Below are 20802 nucleotides of genomic sequence, written 5' to 3' on the forward strand. Positions count from 1 at the left end.
ATCGGGGCGATGGGACCCCTCAATGCAACGGCGAGGGCGCTTTTGCATTGACCGGAGGGCTAATGCCCAACAGGTCGGCCACCAGCGGAGCGACCTGGATGGAGCGCAGTTGTGGCCAGGCGGTGGCCGGTTTGACACGCGGGCTTCGGAGGATACAGATGGCTTGCATGTCGGACCGGCCGGGGAAGAACCCATGTACGCCCCTGGGTTTGGTGTTGGCATCGAACAGGGCCGGATTCGGACGTCCCGAAGCAGCATAGCCGGGCGCCAGATCGAAGTAGAGGTCCCCTCCGGCAGGGCCGCCGATCCCGTATTTCGCTCCGTCACGCTCAGGCGTAAAGAACGCCGTGAAGACGGGCTTGCCGTTCTCCTGCACCGCGGCCATCGCCTGGCGGGCCTGCTCGACCACTTTGGCGCGCTCAGCCGGCGAAACGGTACCGTTCTTCCAGTCTGTCGTGTTCACCAGGATCGAATTGTAGAGATAGGATGCCTTGTCGCCGAGGCCGGCGCGGCGGAGGATTTCGTGGACCGAAACATAGCGGGTAACGGGAGCCATTCCGTGATCGGAGACCCACAGCAGGTGATCGGATTTACGGGCGAGTTTGGCGAATTCGGCGGCTCCGCGATTGACGGCCACATAGCCCCAGCGGCGAAACTCCTCCATCGACTTCTGGCCGTTGCGGGCATTGGCGAGCCACGAGTGTTCGAACTCATCCGGGAAAGGCAGATAACCCTGGAAGAACCGCGGCTGGTAATGGGCATGCAGCCAGGCCGCGTGGCGAGTCATCTGGCGGATGACGAGTTCAACCGCCTCCAGGTATTCGGGCTCACTCAGGGCGCCCTGTTGCATCAGCGCTTCGGGGCCGTTTCCGATGAAGCCACCAGCCTGCCGGAAGAGGGCCGGCAGCGGCTCTGTCATCGCCAATTCCTGCACCGGGGAAATGTAGAGGCGGAACGAGGCAGGCGTCAGCTCAAATAGGCGAAAGTAGAGAACGGCGGGGACGGGCTGGGTGATGGCAAGCCCGGCACTGAAGTAGCGGGCAAGCGGCCGTTGGCGGGGCAGTTCGGTCTCAACCGCAGCTGGGCGAACGTCCACAAACTCTTTGGATCCGGAAACCGAGATGCGAAGCGCGCCATTGCGCCGTTCGGCCCGCAGCGAGAGCGGGCCGTGCTTGATTTGGATTGTGCCGTCCGGTTGAGCACCCGTGTTCTTCACTGTGAAGAGGCCGTGCGGAGCCAGCAGGCGCGTCTGATAGCCGTTCAGGACGATCGCTCCATGACCCGAATTCATGGGCGTGAATGGGTAGCCCTGCGTCGGTTGATGCGCCACGGCGGAGCGGCCCTCTCGGGCGGCCGTGACCCAGATGGCCTCAGAATCGAGCTGGGTGGCCATGAAGCCGTTGCCTCTTTCGAGGATCGTATGCGCCGCGCGCGGCAGAAGCGGCGGATTGTTTGTGGTGATGTGGTTCACGTCACCGTAGCAGCCGGTCCAGAGCGCGGCGTGGGAATTGGCGGTCGTGGAGGGGAAAGCGGCCTGCATTCCGGTGGCGGAGGCCCCGCGCGCGATCGAGTCGCGAAGAACAGTGAGTTCCTGGGCAACCGGGTCGCTGGTGAGGGCCTGGTACCCGAGTCCGTCGAGAGAGACCATGACGACGCGCTGTGCGTTGAGGGCGAGCGAGGTCGTGAAGAATAGAGCGAAGGAAATCAGACTATGCCGTACGTAATAAACCATGCCAACAACCGTTCTGCGTTACCTCCCCTACGATAGCTGGGGAGGTGGGCGGCATGGAAGCGGCTTCACGGGAGGCCTAGCGGGCTTCGGGGGAGGACGCGTTCTCGAACAGCTCGCGCCACGAGGCATCAAGGGCTGTCCAGCGATCGGGTCCTGTGTTGTCGCGTTCGGAAAGCGAGAGGGAGCCGTGGCCTACGGCGCACAGCAATTCCGTAGTGGCGGGCTCGAAGACGCTGCCCCAGGAGCCGACGGAGACCGGCATGTCCAGCAGGCGCAGGCACACCGGGCAACGTCTTCGCTGGTCGCTGATGCACCAGCGTGTGGCCGCCCCGAATCCCGCAATGAACAGAATGGCGAGCACCAGGCCTCCGCCGAGGATGCGAAGCGCTTCGGACTGGATGACGGAACGCAGGGCGGAACCGCCTTCAAACCAGAGCACGATGACAGCCGCCTGGACGGCGAGGGTCTTGAGGACAAAGTGCACCCAGGTGCGCCAGCCGGACGCACGGACAGGCAGGCGGCTGATCACCAGGAGCATCACTGCGATCAGCAGCGCCAGGCCGAGCGGGGCAAGGTAGGCCGCGACAATATCGCCGCGCGGATCGTAATGGATGTGTGGACGCAGGTTCAACGGCAGGGGCGGTGCGTGCCGGATCAGGCCGGCCACGCGGCGAATCACCTGGAAGCCGTGGGAGAGCAGCCCGGCAGTGGCGACGGTAGAGACGGCACACAAGATGGGGAACCAGGGTCCGCGCAGTGCGTGGAGCAGTTGTTCCCGTCGAAAGCGCAGTTCGAGGGCGTCGGCCCAGGCTCCGCGGCAAAAACGAGCCGCGAGGGCGGAGGCCTCATTGGTAAGTTCGCCACGTTCAGCCAAAATCCACCAGTCACGCAGACCGGACTCCCACTGTTGACGCCAAGCGGCGCGGGCGTGGTCGGGACACACGAAGCTCGCCAGCCGAAGAAGGAAACGATAGGCCATCGGCGGCCCCTGCGGAGTCATGCGGCCTCCTCTCCGTTTTGATCACGAAGGTAGACGCCGGACGCTCACGCGAAGTTCCTGCCTCGACAGGTAGAGATAATTCGGCTGGCTGTGTTTTAGCCAACGCGGCGATAAATCGTCACGGATAACGGAGGCAGCGTGAGGCTGATGAAGTTCTCGCGCCCCTGGACTTTCCCGGAATTGGCCCGCAGATCACCCGGGTTGCTGACGCCGCTGCCGCCGAAGTGCTGCCAGTCGCTATTCATGATTTCCTGGTACACGCCGCCAGTGGGAACGCCCACGTTGTAGTTGTACCGAACCACCGGCGTGAAATTGCAGACGACAACCAGGAAGTTCTCGTGGTTCTTCGCGCGGCGGATAAAGCTGATGACGCTGTTGTCGACGTCCCTGAAGTCGATCCACTCAAAGCCCTGCCAGTGGTAGTCGACTTCGTACAGGCTGGGCTCATTCTGGTAAAGGAAGTTCAGCTCGCGCAGGAAGTCGCTGAGGCCGCGGTGCAACGGGTACTGCAGCAGGTCCCAACGGACCTGGCTCTGCCAGTTCCATTCCTCATACTGGCCCAGTTCGCAGCCCATGAAGAGCAGCTTCTTGCCAGGGTGGGCAAACATGTAGGCGAGGAAGACACGCACATTGGCGAAGCGCTGCCATTCGTCACCGGGCATCTTGCCGATCAGCGATGCTTTCCCGTGGACGACCTCGTCGTGCGAGATCGGCAGGACGAAGTTTTCCGTAAAGGCGTAGAGCAGGCTGAAGGTGATGTGATTGTGGTTGAAGCGGCGGTAGACCGGGTCGCTCTTGAAGTAAGCGAACATGTCGTGCATCCAGCCCATGTTCCACTTCATCGTGAAGCCCAGGCCGCCGGAGTAGACGGGATGGGAAACGCCGGCATAGGAGGTCGACTCCTCGGCGATGGTGACGGCTCCGGGTACGGTGTGCGCCTCTTCGTTGAACTTGCGGAGAAAGTCGATCGCCTCGAGATTCTCCCGCCCGCCGTATTTATTGGGGATCCACTCACCGGCTTCGCGGGAGTAGTCGAGATACAACATCGAAGCAACGGCGTCCACCCGCAGGCCATCGATGTGATACTGCTTCAGCCAGAACAGCGCGTTGGAGATGAGGAAGTTTCGGACCTCATTGCGGCCGAAGTTGAAGATCAGAGTGCCCCAGTCCTTGTGTTCGCCCAGGCGCGGGTCGTCATGCTCGTAACACGCGGTGCCGTCAAAGCGGGCGAGCCCGTGGGCATCTTTGGGGAAGTGGGCGGGCACCCAGTCGACGATGATCGCAATGCCGTTCTGGTGGCATTGGTCGACAAAGAAGCAAAAATCATCCGGATTGCCGAAGCGGGCCGTTGGAGCGAAATAACCGACGACTTGATAGCCCCAGGAGCCGGAATAAGGGTGTTCCGCAATGGGCATCAGCTCCAGGTGGGTAAAGCCCATACGCTTCACATAAGGAATCAGGTGCGCGGCCAACTCTCTATAAGACAGCGGCTCCCCGTCGGGATTGCGCATCCAGGATTCCAGGTGTAATTCGTACACGCTGATGGGGCGCTCCAGCCAATCGGTGCGCGAGCGCTGCTCCATCCACTGCTGGTCAGACCACTGATAGCGGTCCAGGTTCCAGACGATCGAAGCCTGCTTGGGCGGCTTCTCACTGGCGAAGCCGTAGGGATCGCACTTGAGCCCGGAGACGCCGTAGATACGCGAGCGGACGAAGTATTTGTACACCTCCCCTTCGCCAATGTTGGGCAGAAAGAGCTCCCAGATCCCGCTGTCACGCCGCCGCATCGGGTGGCGGGCCGTATCCCACTGGTTGAAATCGCCGGCAACACTGACCATCTCGGCGTTAGGCGCCCAGACGGCGAAGCGCACGCCGGGGATGCCGTCCACCGCGGTGAGGTGGGCGCCCATACTATGCCAGGACTGGTAGTTTGTCCCCTCGGCATGCAGGTGCAGATCGAAACTGCTCAGCAGCGGGGCGAACCGGTAAGGGTCTTCGATCTCGACGGAACCGCCGCGCTGCCGCTCGACGTGAATCTGGTAGGCGCCCGGGTCATCATTCATACTCGCGGCATACAGGCCACTGTCGTGGATGCGTTCCATCGGGATGATGGAATCGTCGGGCAGGCGTACGGAAGCACTGGCCGCCTGGGGCAGGAGAGCCCGGATAATCCAGCCGTCCTCTTCCTGATGAGGACCGAGAACGGAGAACGGATCACCGTGGTAGCCGCCGACGAGGGCATCCAACTCACCTGGCTTCATGCGGCTATTATGTCAGTTCATGGACCTTTCTTCACTGGATAAAGCCGAGCTGCACGTTCACCTCGAAGGATCGGTGACACCGGAGACTTTGCAGGAGATCGAACCCGCGCTTTCACTGGAAGAAATCCAGTCTCACTATCAGTACGAAAACTTCCTGGGATTCCTGCAGAGCTACAAGTGGGTGAATCTGCATCTGAAAGCCCCGGAACACTTCGGATTGATCACACGGCGCCTGTTGGAGGACTTGGCACGGCAGGGGGCACGCTATGCCGAGATAAACATCAGCGCCGGAGTGCTGCTGTGGCGCGGCATTGAACTGGGTCCGGTCTTCGACGCCATCGCCTCAGCGGCGCAGGCTGGCCCCATCCCAGTCCGGTTCATATTCGACGCAGTGCGGCAGTTTGGACTCGATCATGTGTGGTCGGTCGCGCGCGCCGCCGTCGAGTTGAAGGACAGGGGCGTCGTGGGCTTCGGAGTGGGTGGAGACGAGGCAGGCGGGCCGGTGGAGCAGTTCCGCGAAGTGTTCGAGTATGCGCGGGCCAGCGGACTGCATCTGGCTCCGCATGCGGGAGAGACCGTCGGACCGGCCAGCGTGTGGGCGGCGCTGGAATGCGGCGCGGAACGGATTGGACACGGCATCCGGTCCGTTGAGGATCCGGTACTGCTGGCGCATCTGCGCGACCATCGGATACCGCTCGAAGTCTCGATCTCCAGTAATGTCTGCACGGGCGCGGTGAGTTCCTTGAAGGAACATCCAGTCAGGCGGCTGTACGACGCGGGGGTCCCGATTATTTTGAATACCGATGATCCGCCCATGTTCCATACGACGCTGATTAGGGAGTATGAGATTGCTCGGGACGAGTTCGGGTTTGGAGAGGCGGATCTGCGGGCAGTGGCGGCGAACGGATTCCGGTTCGCGTTTGGCCCCGTGGCCGGCTTTCCATGCGATCAATAATCTGCGCTAATTTGAGTGAAATGCTGGCCAGAAAGAAACCGGGAGCGCTGATTCTAGGCGCGGTTCTGTGGGTACTCTGCGCTCAGGCAGGACCCAAGCCACCCGCCGTGATGGTGTGGGCGTGGGAGCAGCCGATGGACCTGCGGCGGCTGGATCAGTCTCGTGTCGGCGTGGCCTTCTACGCGGCGATGCTGGGGCCGGGCCAGGATGGGCACGTCCGTGTCGAGCTGCGGCGGCAGAGCCTGCGAACAGCGTTTGGCGCCTTTGAGATGCCGGTCGTTCGCCTCTCCTCCTACGGGCTGGGCGCGAGTCACATGGCCAGCGCGGCAGCGGCCGTCATGAAGATCGTCCAGACGACAAAGGCACGGGCGGTCCAAATCGACTACGACGCGCCCGCTTCGGAACTGAAGAACTACCGCGGACTGCTGCGGGATTTGCGGGCCCGCTTGGGACCGGAGGTGTTCCTGTCGATCACCGCGCTGGCGTCGTGGTGCGGCCAGGATTCGTGGCTGCAAGACCTGCCGGTAGACGAGGTAGTGCCCATGGCGTTCCGCATGGGCGCTGAGGATCCGGCGTGGCGCAACATGCTCGCGGCGGGCCGGGATTTCGCGGCCCCGGCCTGCCGAAACAGCCTGGGCGTGACACTGGACGAAAAACTGCCGGCGATCCCGCCGCGGCAGCGCATCTACATCTTCACGGGATGGCAGCAGCCGGACACCCGGCTGGACGAACTGACTCAGAAGCTGGAGCAGAAGCGATGAAAGCGGCGATCTGTACACTGGCCGGACTGCTGGCCGCGGCGGGCGTGGCGTGGAACTGCGGACCGTTTCTGCCCGTGGCGGTGTTTTCTTACGCACGGCATCCCGATCTGCCGCGAACCCGGTTTCTCGAGGGTGATCTGGGAGTCCTCCGTCCGACTTACGCGCAATCCTACCTTGTGGTGGCCTACCGGTATATCTCGGGCGTGGGCCTCACGGAGCGCGAGCGGGAAGGCGTCCGCGATTACTGGAGGGACCGGGCGACCGGCCGGGCAGACCACGACGAGACCGACTGGTATGCAAAGTGGACCGGCATGGCCGCGCAAGTAAACGGCGAGCAACCGGCGCCCAAAACCGCGGAGACGGCCGTGGAGGCTCCGCTGGCCTACCAACCCCGTCTGCATGCCTGGGTCATCAACTGCGCGGAGGATGCGTTCAAAACGGCGGTGCATACCTATGAAGCTCGCAGCAAACAGTTTGGGCCGCGGAATCCGGGCGTCCTTAGCTGGATGGTGGCGCAGCAGAAGGTATTCCAGAACTGCGAAATGAACGCCGCCGTGATGCCCGCGGAGCCGGAAGCGCACTTGCCGCCGGTACTCAGGCAGGATCGCGCTTACCAGATCGCCGCGGCGCACTTCTACGCCGGGCACACACAGGAGGCAATCCAGGGCTTCAAGTCGATTGCGGCCGATACGGCTTCGCCGTGGAGTGAAATTAGTGCTTACCTGGCGATACGGGCGCGGCTGCGCGGGGCCGGGAACGAGGACGAACTGGCCCAGGTGCGTGACGCGAGCCTCGCCATTCTGGGCGATCCGCGGCTGGCGCGGCTTCACGGAATGACTCGTACCCTCCTGCGCCGGGCCGATTTGGGTGCGAAGCGGCCCGAAACATTCCGTGAGATGGCGCGGTCGTTGGCGGGTCCGAATGAAGACGGCAGCATGCGGGAAGACCTGTGGGATTACACCGGCATGTTCGACACGCTGGCCGGCATGCCCGAGACAGCAGAGGAAGAGCTGACAGATTGGATCCATACGTTCCAACAGGACACACCGGAGGCGACACAGCACGCGTGGACGCGGTGGCGGGAGCGGAAATCGCTGCCGTGGCTGGTAGCCACACTGGAGAAGGCCAACTCTCGAGACGCAGGCATCAGCGAGTTGCTGCAGGACGCGCGTGAAGTGAGTCCGAAATCGCCTGCGTTTGTCACCGTGGCCTACCACCGGCTGCGGTTGAGTGTCGCGGCTGGCCGGAAGGCGCAGAGCAGGTCGGAGTTGGACGAGTTGCTGGCTGGACGGCCTGTGAAACTGCCGGCCAGCGCCAGGAACCTGTTTCAACCTCTCAGGATGACAGTGGCGCCAACCCTGGACGAGTTCCTCCGATTCCTACCGCGAGTCCCCGTACTGGAAACCGACAACATGGATGATGCGGAATGGCCGCGCGAAACTCCGCAACGCTGGAAACCGCTCATCGATCCCGACGGCGCCCTGGCACTGAACGAGGGTGTTCCTCTGCGCCATTGGGCAGCGGCCCTACAAGGACAGAGGCTGCCCAGGGATATGCGGAAGCGGCTGGTGCTGACAATGTTCGCCAGGGCCGCGTTCGCCTCGCAGTGGAAGGAACTGGAGGCCGCGGCCGCGCTTCTGGAGACCGTCCGGCCAGACCTGGGGGTTCTCGCTTCCGGCGTGAAGACCGCCCGGGATGAGGGGGAGAGGAGATTCGCGGCGGCATTTCTGCTGCTGCATGCTCCGGAGGCGAAGACCTATGCCCGGGCTGGATCTGAGCGTACGACGCGAGAGGGGCGGATCGATGATTACCGCGACAACTGGTGGTGCCCGGATACCAAGGACTACGGAGTGGACAGTTTCACGTTAAGGGACCGCTTCCTGGAGAATGCGGCGCCGGAACCACAGCAAGCCGCGGTGCAGCGCAGGTGGATCGCTCCGGCGTTCCTGACGGCGGCGGACCTGCAGCAGGCGGCCGAGGAACGCGCGCGTTTGCGAGCGGCCGGCAGCGCCTTGAAGGCGCTGGGCGGTACGGCGGTGGAGTGGGCCCGGAGCCACAAGGAAGACCCGCGGGTGCCCGAAGCACTGGCTCTCACCGTGCGGGCGGCGCGCTACGGCTGTGCGGACAACGATGACTGGAAGGTGACCAGGGCGGCGTTTCAGTTCCTTCATTTGAACTTTGCCCACAGCGAGTGGGCCCGCAAAACACCCATCTGGGTGCGGTACTAGCAGTCTGTGGCTGCTAGCCGCTACGGCTGCCGCCACCACTTGCCGGCCTCCGGCGGGATGAACCCGGCCATGCGGTCGAGCAGCTCGCCCGGATCCGTCCCGACGTGAATCATCTCGACATGGGCGGGGTGGATGAAGCCATCGTCAACAGCGCGGCGCGCGAAGGCGAGCAGGCCGTCGAAGTAGCCGTCGATGTTCAGCAGGCCCACCGGCTTGGAGTGGAACTGGAGTTGCGCCCAGGTGAGCGTCTCGAACAGCTCGTCCAGGGTGCCAAAGCCGCCGGGCAGCGCGAGGAAAGCATCCGACAGTTCGTTCATCAGCGCCTTCCGCACGTGCATGGATTCCACCACGTGCTGCTCAGTCAGTCCCTTGTGCGCGACCTCCTTGTCGACCAGGGACCGGGGGATCACGCCAACCACCCGCCCGTTGAGCGCGAGGGCGGTATCGGCCAGCGCGCCCATCAGCCCGACGTGGGCGCCTCCGTAGACAAGAGTGTGGCCGCGCTCGGCCAGCACACGCCCCGTGAGACGGGCAGCGTGGAAATAGGCCTCCGAAGCGCGGGCGCTGGAGCCGCAGTAGACACACACAGATTGAATCATTGCCTATGCCCAGGATGCCATGGCGCAGTGGGCCGAATCAGGGCAGGGTGTCCACCAGGGTGTTCAACGGAGGGAAACACGGAGAGGAGGACAGCCTAATTGGATTTCCCCTCCCGGGTTGCAATCTGCTTGGCGGCGCTATCCCAGAAGAGTTTATTGATGCTTTCGGAAACGTAGTCGGTGAGGCCTTTTGCTTTTAGGTAGGCCACGGCCTTGGTTTCGTCTAGCACCTGGACAGTTTTGCGAACTGCCCGGCTAACCGTGGCGTTCTGGAAGCGCTGGGATAACACACCAGCCACTTTCAGCTCCTCGGTTATTTGGGTCTGTAGAGCGTCCCGTTCCAGCTTCAGTGGAGCGACTGCCTTCTCATAGGCCTCATCGTACTCCGCTATCTGCCGGCGAACCTCTACAAGCCTCTGAACTTCAGCTTGCATTGTTGTGGATGTTGGTTTATAAAAGTGCGACCTTTATATATTTAGTTTGACACATCCACCAATTGCGTCAACCCGCCTGGAATCCTAAGCATCTGCGGTCTTCGGGCAAGTTATCCACAGGCATGTGGTAGGCTGTCGTTAGGAGCAAAAGATGGACTTGAACCTCGTCTATATCGCATCGGGAGCTTTGCTCAACGCCCTCATACTGGGAATCTGGAAGCCTTGGGGCAGTGGCTATGCAGGTGAGAAGGGTCGAAACTTCGCCCGCAAGGAGGATCTGAGTGAAATCCTGTCTGAGGTCCGTGCTGTGACCGCAGCCCAAAAGGCGGTTGAAGCTAAATTGTCCGGTGATCTATGGCACCACCAAATGCGCTGGAATCAGAAGAAGGAAATTTACGGAGCACTTATCCATTCTCTCCAGGAGCTTCTAATCTCGCTGAGCGAATTAAGTGCAGACACACAGACTTTAAACTACATGAACAATAGCCCCAATATTAATACCTTCACGCCAGAGCATAAGCGCAAAGCATTTGACAAGGTCACTACAGCTTTTCAGAAAACCACTCAATCTAAACTCTTGTTCATTAACGCCTTTTCCCTTTCAGTAATCTTCAATAGTGACGAATCCAACCAGCTTCTCAGTGATTATAAAGACTCTTGGGTAGAGTTTGACATACTGAACGAGAAATTGGATGCCTGGGCGGATTTTGAGAGGGACAAACTCCACAGGCTGTGGCCGCAACTGATACAATGTGCGAAGCGAGATTTGGGTGTCGCGCCACTAGGACAGGCTACTTGACAACTTTTGTGGGTCTGCTATTATACTAATGCTATTGTTATCCGGCAGTAGCCTGAAGACCGTTTGTGCGGTCTTACAAAGGCCGGATATCTTTGCAAGCCACATAAGCGGTTTTTGTTTGCCTTCCCAATCCAGCGTGCTATGATGCTTACGGCGATTCTTCGCCCGGAGGTGTCACCCATGACCAAGCTAACCACTTGGCTCGTGTGTAGCTTCCGTTGCCGATTGTGCAGGTAGTTACCACGGAACTATTCACGCCGCGCCAGGCTACGGCCGAGAGTGCTACTTGCCACCGTCCGTACGAACGGCGCATTCAAACCCCGGCAGGGGAATGAACTCAATTGGGTACCTGGCCGTCGGAACATTTCGCAAGTGGCCATAGCGAGATGGGCAGGTCATGCTGAATAGCGTGCTGGCTTCGCCGTTAAGTGGGTGGCTCAGAAAGCATTAGGTTGGCTTCCGCCGCTGGAGACAGCTCTGGCGAATAACAGCCCTGAGTCACCCTGAAATCAACTAATCCCCAACTCAATGACAGCCTCCAATCTCAACTGCATAGCGTATGCCCACACCATCACCCCCTCGGACATCGAGGCCGGTGTGTGTATGGCATGCGGTGCGAAGTTTTCCTTCAGCACGCGGCAAGAGGCGGAGCAGTTCGCAAGACAGTACCAAAACCAACTCAAGAGCCCCTTCACTCGCGCCGGCAAGTCCGGAGTGCGAGTGGATGCGCTTTTGTGTTTGTAAGTTCGCCAACACCTGGCTATCAGCAGATTCGGGCAAACAACTTCGGCTGAGACCGTCTTGGATGTAGATTCAGTCCCCGCTCTGTCCCGACCTGACAACGGGGGACCGTCATCTGCACCTAAGCCGGGAGAACGCGGCACAATTGAGCAGACAACAATTCAGGACACGGATAGGCACGCCCTGACTGCTTGCAACTAACCCGCTCGGCGGCGGGAAATACTGGTTTGCGTAGGCTACTACCCTGCAATCTGACGGGTTGTAAAGGTCTAGGGGTGTCTAGCGCGGCCAAATCGTAGTAGGTCATTCGCTCCGCTTAGGTGAAAGTAGGTATCAAAAATAAAACCCCCATCGGGCGTCATTTGCCCTTGGGGGTTGTCTCTTACTGTATATTGGCCTCAGCGTTTATCGCTGCAGGAGCTATAATTGCTAATTGTCGAATCCGAATGCAAAACAATGTAAATGTGAACTTCTGTTGATGGACTTGCTCTGGCAGGTGCCTGATGGAAGTAGTTCAATAGCGATATCGCCAATGAGCAGATGCCTATCGCTATTTGTACTCGATTTCGCTTTGCAGTCTCCCGCCATGACTTATCTTCTGCAAATTCTTTACCGGCGTTTGTCTTTCTTTCGATCGTTTTACTATGCCTAGCTGGCTGTTTTGTCCTGCTAGGTTTTATAGGCGGCGTTTTAGCCTGACTGGGCTTCCGGCTCGCCATGGTGTTCTCTTCTATAAAGAATCAATATTGAAAAATTTATAAAAGAGTCAACCAAAATCTCATCCAATTTCGTCTTGCCCGGCGGGCCTGCGCCTGTCTGTCTCATGATGCCCCTCCTTATAGGGCAATTTAGTATACCATGGTTCGATTTAGAAAGCAAGAGGTTCGCGGGAGGATATCGCTAAGTGGTATGTTGTGGATAACTTTGTTCTATTTGATAAAACTCCAACAGGAAAAGGGTCGCGGTAGGGACGGCCATCGCTGGTCGCCCCCCGCACAGATCCGTACTGGCGCTGCTCACGCATACGGCTCCTACCTTGGATATCTGGCGTCAAAGCGCACTGCTGGATGTGGATGCAGTAGCCGGGGGCGCGGCAGCCAGCGCTCGAAGAGTCGAGTTGCCCGCGCCGCGCTCACTCGGGCTTTCTGGCTGCGCCGTTTTAATACGCGCCACCAATAACGTCCGATGCGCTCGCGGAATCGGTCCAGGCTCGCCCAGTTGCCCGGCACTGCATGGTATTGGTAGAAACCGTTGAGCACACGCCCGAGCCACTCCCCCACTTTCGGCACCGGCTCGTGCATCCGCTCGCGAAGCGTCTGCTTAACTTGCTGCAGCTTTGCCTCCAAGCGTTTCCTCGCCGTGCGCCGCCAGATAGTGAATCGCCCGAGACTGTTGCTCCCGCACTGGTGCGTGAACCCCAGAAACGTGAAGCTCTCCGGTTCGCCTTCACCGCGCTGCTGCCGGTTGTTCTGAGCGAATCTGCCAAACTCGATCAGTCGCGTCTTTTCCGGGTGCAATTCCAGCCCGAATTTGGCCAGCCTTGTCTGGAAGTCCTCCAGAAATCGCTCGGCTTCCTCCCGACTCTGAAACCCCACCACAAGATCGTCCGCGTAGCGGACAACGACAACGTCGCCTTCCGCCTCCTTCTTGCGCCATGCCTCCACCCACAGATCGAACACGTAGTGCAGGTACACGTTCGCCAGCAGCGGCGAGATCACCGCCCCTTGCGGAGTGCCTACCTTCGTTTCCGACCACTCGCCGTCCTCGCTCACCCCAGCCTTCAACCATTTTTGGATCAGGCGTAGAATGCGCGTATCGGCGACTCGGTGTTGGATGAATTTGATCGTCCATTCGTGGCTCATTTGGTCGAAGAACCCGCGAATGTCCGCATCCAGAACCCAGTTCACCTTCTTCCGGCGGATGCCCACACTCAAGGCATCCAGCGCCTGGTGCGGACTCCGCCCGGGCCGAAACCCATAGCTGAATCCCCCAAAGTCCACCTCGTATATTTCATTGAGGATGGTCACCACGGACTGTTGAACAATCTTGTCCTCCAGCGCCGCAATTCCGATCGGGCGTTTCCGCCCGTCCGCCTTCGGTATGTAGATCCGTCTTGAAGGCTGCGCCCGGTACGCTCCCCGGTGAATCCGGTCTTTCAGATCGGCAAGCCGACCTTCCAGCCCTTCCTCGTACTGCTGCCACGTGACTCCGTCCACTCCCGGCGCCGCGTTCTTCTTTAACGCGTAAAAACTCGTCCGTAGCAGATCATGCGTCAGATGGTGCAGCAGCGTGGTGAACTGCTCCTGCTTCCTTTCCTTCGCTACTTTGCGCACACCGGCCAAACCCTGTGACACCCCTCTCCCGTCCTGTGCCGGTGGTGTGTGGGTCGGGTCAGTGTTCTCCTTGGTTCGCGCCCTTTTCTCCTCCCTCTCCGCGGCTTCGGCCTGTTGCTCCGTTGCTTTGTTCGAGGGGTTCATCGATACTACGGCGCAATCCGACTCCTCATCGCCATTCATGCCGGTCTTGCGGCTGCCGCCTTCACCGGCCGGACTGCTCCGTTTCCGTGCAGCCAGCGACGAGGTCTCCCGGTTCTCGTGCATGCAGTTTCTCAGCGTGCCTGGGGTCTACGACTACGTGGGATCACCGGAGGTCTCGCGCTATCGACTGCCGGCGTGTAGCCTTCCCCTAACGTCCACAGGGTCGGCATCCCAGAATTCATTCTCGAAGCTCAATACCCAGCCCACTGATACCTCTGTCTACGCTTCGACTCGCGCCTCACGACGCGCCCCGCAAGACTCGAGGCCAGGTGGTTCGCTATTCCTTTCCTGTGGGACTCTCTCATTCCCTACTGCATGCCGGTTTATCCCGGCGCACGGACGTCCTGGTCTGTCACTGTCGATTTGCCTACATTTATTTCCAGACCATACACTCCAGTATTCGGCTCGGTGCGACCACTTCCGATTACACTATCTCCGCCTCATTCACCCTCTGTCGCTCAGTACCTCAACCTCTCTCGCTGGAGCCAACTCTCCGGCCACCTCTGCCCAAACCTCAGCCCGTTGCGCGCACATTTCTTTCGTGAACGCCTGATCTCCAAACGGCTGACCCGAGTGTGTCGCACAGCGCAGCGCTTTAAGCCCGATTTCCACTTCCGGCTCATTCAACAGGCGCGCCCAAGCGGGAGCGGCACCCGCTGCGCGCCACAACGACATGTCCGCAATCCGCTCCCGATCTTCCCCCGATAGGTGAGCCTCAGCGCTGGACCATTCATAGCACCGAGGGTCTGTCACCAGTCCGGCCCGAACCGGGTTCCTTTCCCCAGAGCGCAACGCCGCCCAAAGATGCGATGCACCCAACAGAAATGCATTGAACCGGTTCTGCCAAAGACGCCCACAACGACCCCGGCGAGCGTTCAAATACTGCGCGTACCGGCCGTGCACCCGCTGCAACACTTCGGCTGTCAGTCTGTGGCGGAAGTCCCGCTAGCCGCGACTTCCGCCACAGGCTGACAGGACCGGCACCTCAAGCAGCACCGCAATCCGGCTGTTGTGATTGGCCATCAGGCAATAAGCCTGAATCGGAAGGTTGCTGACGGCCGCCTGTTCCCTTAACAAGCTCAGGTAGGTCAACCGGTCACGGCGGGAATGGAACACCGACTGGCGGTCAGTACCACGTTGGGTAATGTGATGCTCTACACCTGGCGCAATGAATCGAGCGGGTCGAGGCATTCTGCTCAATCAGTACGCTACAGGATGATTATTCGTCATCCAAATACGAGCGTGACATGCCAGGACGTCGACCTTTCCCTCTCGCCAAACATCCCCAACTGTCCGCACCGCCGCCCCAATCGGAATCCGGCCGCCACAATCACTCCCAAACCGCGAACCAGCGAACGACCGGCCCGGAACGTCTCCCAACGACTCCGAACAGCCTATCCGCTCACCAGCCCCCTCGCCCCACCCCACTTCTCCCCTAATTTCAACATTAAGCTTGCTCTATTCATACTAACCTTGTGAAGATTACGTGCCCTGCCACATAGTGTTTGCCTGGTCGTAAAACTATCTTCATCTTCTACTGGTTGGCTTGCATGCCCACCTTCGCGCCTGGATCGTTCTGGGCGTCCTGGCTCGCAAGCCGACGGGAAATCACAGTCCATTAAGTGCGTGTAATTATTCTTGCCGTGCCAGTTTATGCGGTAGCGCGACCACTGGATCGGTTACAGTAGACACAGGTTGACTCGCTGAGGTCCTATGAACGCTCGCATATCGGTAACATCTCTCCTCGTTTTCTTCCTTTCCTCCTTGCTCCCTGCCGCCGACTGGCGCCAAATTGATCCCAATGAACTGGCCCAGAAAACACCCAAAGTCGAGAGCGGTGCCGACGCGGAAGCCATTTTCTGGGACATCAAAATCGAGGATAGCCTCACTGGCTCCGACCTCCAGCTCACGATGAACCACTACATCCGGATCAAGATCTTCACGGATCGTGGCAAGGAAAAGTACGCCACCGTCGAGCTCGAACAGTCCGGCAAACGCCGCATCATGGATGTCGCCGGCCGCACCATCAAGGCCAACGGAACCATCATCGAGCTGAAAAAGGACTCCATCTTCGACCGCGATCTCGCCAAAACCAAGGGCCTCAAGGTCCGAGGCAAAGCCTTCACCATGCCCAACGTCGAGGTCGGCGACATCATCGAATACCGCTACCGCGAGATCCGCGACAACGAAATCGCTTCCCACTTGCGCCTCTACTTTCAGCGCGAATTGCCATTGTGGAGCGTCACCTACCACCTGAAACCCTTGAGCCTTCCCTGGCTCCCCTACGGCATGCGCACCTTGCCCATGAACTGCCAGGTGCCCCCCTTTAAGCAGGAACCAAACGGATTCTACGGCGTCAGCCTCAGCAATATGCCCGCCTTCCGCGATGAGCGCTACTCGCCCCCCGAAGATCAGCTCCGCGCCTGGATGCTCGTCTATTACGAGGAAGACAAGAAGATCGATGCCGAAAAATACTGGAAATCCGTCGGCCGCGAGGACCATAACCGCTTCAAACAGCGTATGAAGGCCGATGGGCTGGTCAAACGCACAGCCGCCGAACTCGTCACCGGCGTCGAGAAACCCGAAGAGAAAATCGCCGTCATCGAGAAGTTCTGCCGCACCCGGATCCGCAATCTCGACAGCCGCACCGTCCACCTCACCGCCGCTGAACGCAAAGCGCTCAAGGACAACAACGGCCCCGGAGACACCCTGGAACAGAAGGCCGGCAGCGGCATGGATATCAATCTGCTCTTCGCCACCCTCGCCAACGCCGCCGGCTTCGACGCGCGCATCACCCGGCTCAGTGACCGCGGCGACACGTTCTTCAACATGAGCTTGCCGCTCACCTACTTCCTCAACAACTTCAGCGTTGCCGTGAAAGTCAATGACCAATGGGCCTTCTTTGACCCCTCTACGCCTTACCTCGCCCACGGCATGCTTCGCTGGCAGGAAGAACTCGGCCACGCGCTCATCTCCGACCCCAAGGGCGGCTTCTTCGTCGACACTCCTTACTCCGAACCGGCCCTCTCCCTCCGTCAGCGCCACGGCGACTTCAAACTCCTCCCCGACGGTTCCCTCGAGGGCACTGTCCGCTACACCTACACCGGTCATGCCGCCCGAGGCCAGAAGTCATACTACGAGGACATGACGCCCTCGCAGCAGGAGGAGGACTGGAAGAAGGATATTCAGGACCGTTTCAGCACCGCGGAACTGGCCGACTTCAAAATGCCCGGCGTGTCTGACCCCTATACGCCCTTCGTCGTCGAACACAAAGTCACCGTCCCCGCCTACGCCATCCGCACCGGCAAACGCATCCTGCTCCAACCCGCCTACTTCCAACGCAACACCACTCCCGTCTTCAACGAGACCAACCGCAAATGGGATGTCTACTTCAGCTACGGCTGGACCGAGGACGATGAGATCAACATCGACCTGCCCGAAGGCTGGGAATTCGACCAGCCCGTGAAGCCCGTCAGTTCCAAAATCTCCGATGTCGGCAACTACTCCGTCGAAGTTAGGAAAACCGTGGACGGCCGCAAACTCATCTACCACCGCAAGTTCGAATGGGGTGCCAACAAGCACATCATCTTCCCGGTCGTGGCCTATCCGCAATTGAAGCAGATTTTCGATTTCGTGCAGGAGCAGGATGGCTACACAATTGCCCTCAAGGCGGCCGCCGATGCCAAATAGGGCACTACGCCTTGGCGCACTCGCGATCGTCGCTCCCTGGCTGCTCCTGGCGGCCGACGAAACTCCACCCTGGCTCAAGGAACTCAGCGCCGTCACGCTCCCCAGCTATCCGGCCAAGGTGAACAATGTCGTGCTCCTCAATGAGGAACACACCGTCATGGCCGAAACCGGCCGCCTCACCACCACCACGCGCACCGCCATCAAGATCCTCAACCCCCAGGGCGGCGATGTCGCGTTCTTCGATTCCTACGACTCAGTTTCCGGTAAGGTGCGTGACTTCCGCGCCTGGATGATGCCCCCCTCCGGTAAGGTCAAGAAGTACGGCAAAGAGGAGATCCTCGACGTCGCCTGCGCCGGCAACGACATCTACAATGAGTGCCGGCGCCGCTTCGTCTCCGGCAAACGCGACGCCGAACCGGGCGCCATCTTCGCCTACGAGTCCGTCATCGAATACCAGTCCTTCGCCAATCAGCTCGCCTTCCACTTTCAGGACGGCACCCCCGTCCGCCTGGCCCGCTTCCTCGTCACTCTCCCCGCGGGCTGGGAGGTCCGCTCCAAAGCCTTCAACGGTGCGCCGGCCGAGACCCTCTCCGACGGCACCTACACCTGGCAGATGGAGAATCTCCCCGCCGTGGAACCGGAACCCGCCGCCCCCAGCTTTCTCAGCGTCGCACCCTGGGTCGGCGCCAACCTCGTCGGCCCCGGCGGCAAACATCCCGTTCTCTCCTGGACCGATGCCGCCAGACTCCTGGCCGAGTTGAACGACTCCTCCTCCGACCCCGGCGAACTCATCGCCGCCAAGGCCCGCGGCCTGGTCGAGGGCGCCGCCACCGAAATGGACAAGATCCGCGCCATCGGCCGCTTCACCCAGCAGGTCAACTACGTCTCCGTCCAGACCAACCTCGCCAAGGGCGGCGGCTACCGTCCGCATGCGGCGGAGCAGGTCTTCCGCAAGCTCTACGGCGACTGCAAGGACAAAGCGAACCTCACCCGCGCCATGCTCAAGGCGGTCGGCATCACTGCCTACCCCGTCGCCATCTACTCCGGCGATCGCACCCACGTCACTCAGGAGTGGCCGTCCCTCGGCGCCTTCAATCACGCCATCTCCGCCATTCGCGTCGCCCCCGACACCCGCGAACCCGCCGTGCTCGATCACCCCAAACTCGGCCGCCTCCTCTTCTTCGATCCCACCAATCCCTACGTCAAACCAGGCTTCCTGCCCGATCACGAACAGGACAGCCTGGCCCTCGTCGGCGCGCCCGGCGATGGCGGCCTCGTCCGCGCGCCTTCCGCCCCACCCGTCGCCGCTGCCCACCATCGCCTGGTGGAGGCCGTCCTCTCCGCCGAGGGCGCCATCGACGGCAAGTTCACCGATAAACGCACCGGTGAGGCCCTCGCCGGAGCCGTCGGAGAATTCCGCGCCGTCGGCAAAACCGACTACGAGAAGCGCATGGAGCGCTGGATCGGCCGCAGCATCCAGGGCGCCACCTCCTCCAGCCTCGAAATCGAGGACACGGCCGACCAGTTCGTGGTCCGCGGCCACTTCACTTCGCCCCACTTCGCCCAGCGGCCCCAGCCCCGCATGCTGATCTTCAAGGCCGGCCTCCTTGAGTACGACGACTGGCGCCTGGTCTCGAAAACCCGCAAATACCCCGTCGTCGTCGATACCGACGCCCTCAACGAAACCGTGCGCGTCCAGATTCCGGCCGAGTTCAAGGTCGACGAACTTCCTTCGCCCGTCCACATCGACTCGCCCTACGGGAAGTACGAGGCCGCCTGGACCCAGGAAGGCCAGGTCATCCAGTTCCGCCGCACGCTGGAACTGCCCGCCCAAACCGTGCCCTCCGCCCAGTACACCGAACTCAAGAAGTTCCTCGACACCATCAGCGGCTCCGCCAACGCACCCGTCGTGCTGGTTCGATAACGCCTCTTCCGCTCCCCGCCTGGGATCGCTTTAGGGAGAGGGGGCAGCCTCTTTCAAAAAACGGGTCAGGATGTCTCCTTTCCCGTACGTGATGGTGATGCTCGCGGTGGTATGGCCGGTTTCGGGATTCCGTTCAGAAATCAGCGGGCCCAGCAGGGGTCGGAAGACCAGGCGTAGCGCTCACCTTCATTAATAATCGTCAGGCACATCTCTTGTGTCGTGGTATCCAACCGACACCACTATATCCACGCCTAAGCGAAGGTCACATTCATATCTACCATCCCTTTCCCGATCATCGCGAAACCCGATATCGCCTGGCTGTGGCGGATAGTATTCGTTCAACTGGTGGCCTAGCTGATTCAACCGCGTAACAATCTCATTCACTTTAGGGGCCACAACTTCTTGCAGCAGCTGTAGGGCCTCGGCCTGCAACTGATCCGAAACGTGGCGCGAACTCGGATTACTTTCGAACGCCATCCGAAACTGGTCTTTTGAGAATCGAGAATCAATGGTCATACAGGTTCCTGCCTCCATGATCACTCTTGTCCAAGATAAGTCCGCGAACCCCGAATCCGGCTCGGTTGGATGACTGAGAGGGGTGCCCTCTTACAACTAGGTATTTGCGCAGTTTCGTTTTCTCACCGGGACCGCGCCCGCACCACACCCAAGGAGGGCAAGACAATCCTACAAGCCGCTAGTCTCTTCAATCAACTGCTGCACCACTTCCCCCGTAACGAGTTCGCCGCTCTCGTCAAAAGCACGGCGCCGGGCGCTCCGCCAAGGGCTTCACCTGCTGGACCCAGTTCGTTTCCATGCTCTTTTGCCGGGAGCCCCGCAGCCTGACCCATCCCACCGCGAAACACCAAAACTACGCCCCCAATTGAGGGGTATTCACCCAGGAACTCAGCCAAACCATCCGGTTCTCGCCCCCTCTTCCGGCGCCAAGCCAGCCACGGTGCCCCGACCGCCACCTCCAACCCGCCCGGAAGGCCGAACTCTGCGCCATATCCCACAAAAAGTATGAATCAGTCTGCAATCAGCAAGGGGAAAACCCCGCTGTGACGGATGCGACTGTCCCCAGCTTTCCCTACTAAACCAGCAGATCCAAGAGATGCACCCGTACTGGGCACCTGCAACCAGA

The 20802-nt window shown here is 60.4% G+C and carries 13 protein-coding genes and 1 pseudogene; 7 read left to right on the plus strand and 7 right to left on the minus strand.

Annotation, left to right across the window (positions count from 1 at the left end):
* Nucleotides 1–19: 19 nt before the first annotated feature.
* From ACR9Y2_RS37085 to glgB, 3 genes are all read right to left on the minus strand, one after another.
* Complete coding sequence (locus ACR9Y2_RS37085; RefSeq protein WP_435046962.1) at nt 20–1732, minus strand: alkaline phosphatase family protein; 1713 nt, start codon at nt 1730–1732, stop codon at nt 20–22.
* A gap of 76 nt (nt 1733–1808) precedes the next feature.
* Nucleotides 1809–2732 (minus strand): hypothetical protein, encoded by a 924-nt coding sequence (locus tag ACR9Y2_RS37090; protein ID WP_435046963.1) that lies wholly within the window; start codon nt 2730–2732, stop codon nt 1809–1811.
* 95 nt (nt 2733–2827) lie between these two features.
* Nucleotides 2828–4993, minus strand: coding sequence for a 1,4-alpha-glucan branching protein GlgB (gene glgB, locus ACR9Y2_RS37095; RefSeq protein ID WP_435046964.1), 2166 nt, complete (start codon nt 4991–4993; stop codon nt 2828–2830).
* Nucleotides 4994–5012: 19 nt separating this feature from the next.
* On the opposite strand from glgB, the gene add reads away from it, so the two are divergent.
* From add to ACR9Y2_RS37110, 3 genes are read left to right on the plus strand one after another with little or no spacing between them, the layout of a single operon-like run.
* Entirely contained in the window at nt 5013–5948 is a 936-nt protein-coding gene (gene add, locus ACR9Y2_RS37100) for an adenosine deaminase (RefSeq protein WP_435046965.1), read from the plus strand.
* Nucleotides 5949–5968: 20 nt separating this feature from the next.
* Nucleotides 5969–6709 (plus strand): DUF3142 domain-containing protein, encoded by a 741-nt coding sequence (locus tag ACR9Y2_RS37105; RefSeq protein ID WP_435046966.1) that lies wholly within the window; start codon nt 5969–5971, stop codon nt 6707–6709.
* Entirely contained in the window at nt 6706–8937 is a 2232-nt protein-coding gene (locus ACR9Y2_RS37110; RefSeq protein WP_435046967.1) for a hypothetical protein, read from the plus strand. The genes ACR9Y2_RS37105 and ACR9Y2_RS37110 overlap by 4 nt, the downstream gene beginning before the upstream one ends.
* A gap of 20 nt (nt 8938–8957) precedes the next feature.
* Here ACR9Y2_RS37110 and ACR9Y2_RS37115 read toward each other — a convergent pair whose 3' ends face one another.
* Nucleotides 8958–9536 (minus strand): TIGR00730 family Rossman fold protein, encoded by a 579-nt coding sequence (locus ACR9Y2_RS37115; RefSeq protein ID WP_435046968.1) that lies wholly within the window; start codon nt 9534–9536, stop codon nt 8958–8960.
* Nucleotides 9537–9631: 95 nt separating this feature from the next.
* Nucleotides 9632–9970 (minus strand): hypothetical protein, encoded by a 339-nt coding sequence (locus ACR9Y2_RS37120; RefSeq protein WP_435046969.1) that lies wholly within the window; start codon nt 9968–9970, stop codon nt 9632–9634.
* 151 nt (nt 9971–10121) lie between these two features.
* On the opposite strand from ACR9Y2_RS37120, the gene ACR9Y2_RS37125 reads away from it, so the two are divergent.
* On the plus strand, nt 10122–10769 hold the full coding sequence (locus ACR9Y2_RS37125; RefSeq protein ID WP_435046970.1) for a hypothetical protein: 648 nt from the start codon (nt 10122–10124) through the stop codon (nt 10767–10769).
* A gap of 1772 nt (nt 10770–12541) precedes the next feature.
* Here ACR9Y2_RS37125 and ltrA read toward each other — a convergent pair.
* Nucleotides 12542–14026 carry a group II intron reverse transcriptase/maturase gene (gene ltrA / locus ACR9Y2_RS37130; RefSeq protein ID WP_435044871.1) on the minus strand — a complete coding sequence of 495 codons (1485 nt, stop codon included), beginning with the start codon at nt 14024–14026 and terminating at the stop codon, nt 12542–12544.
* Between the two features lie 1734 nt (nt 14027–15760).
* On the opposite strand from ltrA, the gene ACR9Y2_RS37135 reads away from it, so the two are divergent.
* Both ACR9Y2_RS37135 and ACR9Y2_RS37140 read left to right on the plus strand, forming a co-directional pair.
* Complete coding sequence (locus ACR9Y2_RS37135) at nt 15761–17737, plus strand: DUF3857 domain-containing protein (RefSeq protein ID WP_435046971.1); 1977 nt, start codon at nt 15761–15763, stop codon at nt 17735–17737.
* A complete protein-coding gene (locus ACR9Y2_RS37140; protein WP_435046972.1) occupies nt 17727–19661 on the plus strand; it encodes a DUF3857 domain-containing protein in 1935 nt (644 codons plus the stop codon). Before ACR9Y2_RS37135 ends, ACR9Y2_RS37140 begins: the two co-directional genes overlap by 11 nt.
* A 189-nt stretch (nt 19662–19850) precedes the next feature.
* Here ACR9Y2_RS37140 and ACR9Y2_RS37145 read toward each other — a convergent pair whose 3' ends face one another.
* Nucleotides 19851–20177, minus strand: a complete 327-nt coding sequence (locus ACR9Y2_RS37145; RefSeq protein WP_435046973.1) for a hypothetical protein — start codon at nt 20175–20177, stop codon at nt 19851–19853.
* Nucleotides 20178–20413: 236 nt separating this feature from the next.
* Between ACR9Y2_RS37145 and ACR9Y2_RS37150 the strand changes: the two are divergent.
* A pseudogene (locus ACR9Y2_RS37150) lies at nt 20414–20545 on the plus strand (DUF4372 domain-containing protein); the annotation flags it as partial.
* Between the last annotated feature and the right edge of the window lie 257 nt (nt 20546–20802).

The sequence above is a fragment of the Paludibaculum fermentans genome (assembly GCF_051172195.1).
Classification (GTDB): domain Bacteria; phylum Acidobacteriota; class Terriglobia; order Bryobacterales; family Bryobacteraceae; genus Paludibaculum; species Paludibaculum fermentans_A.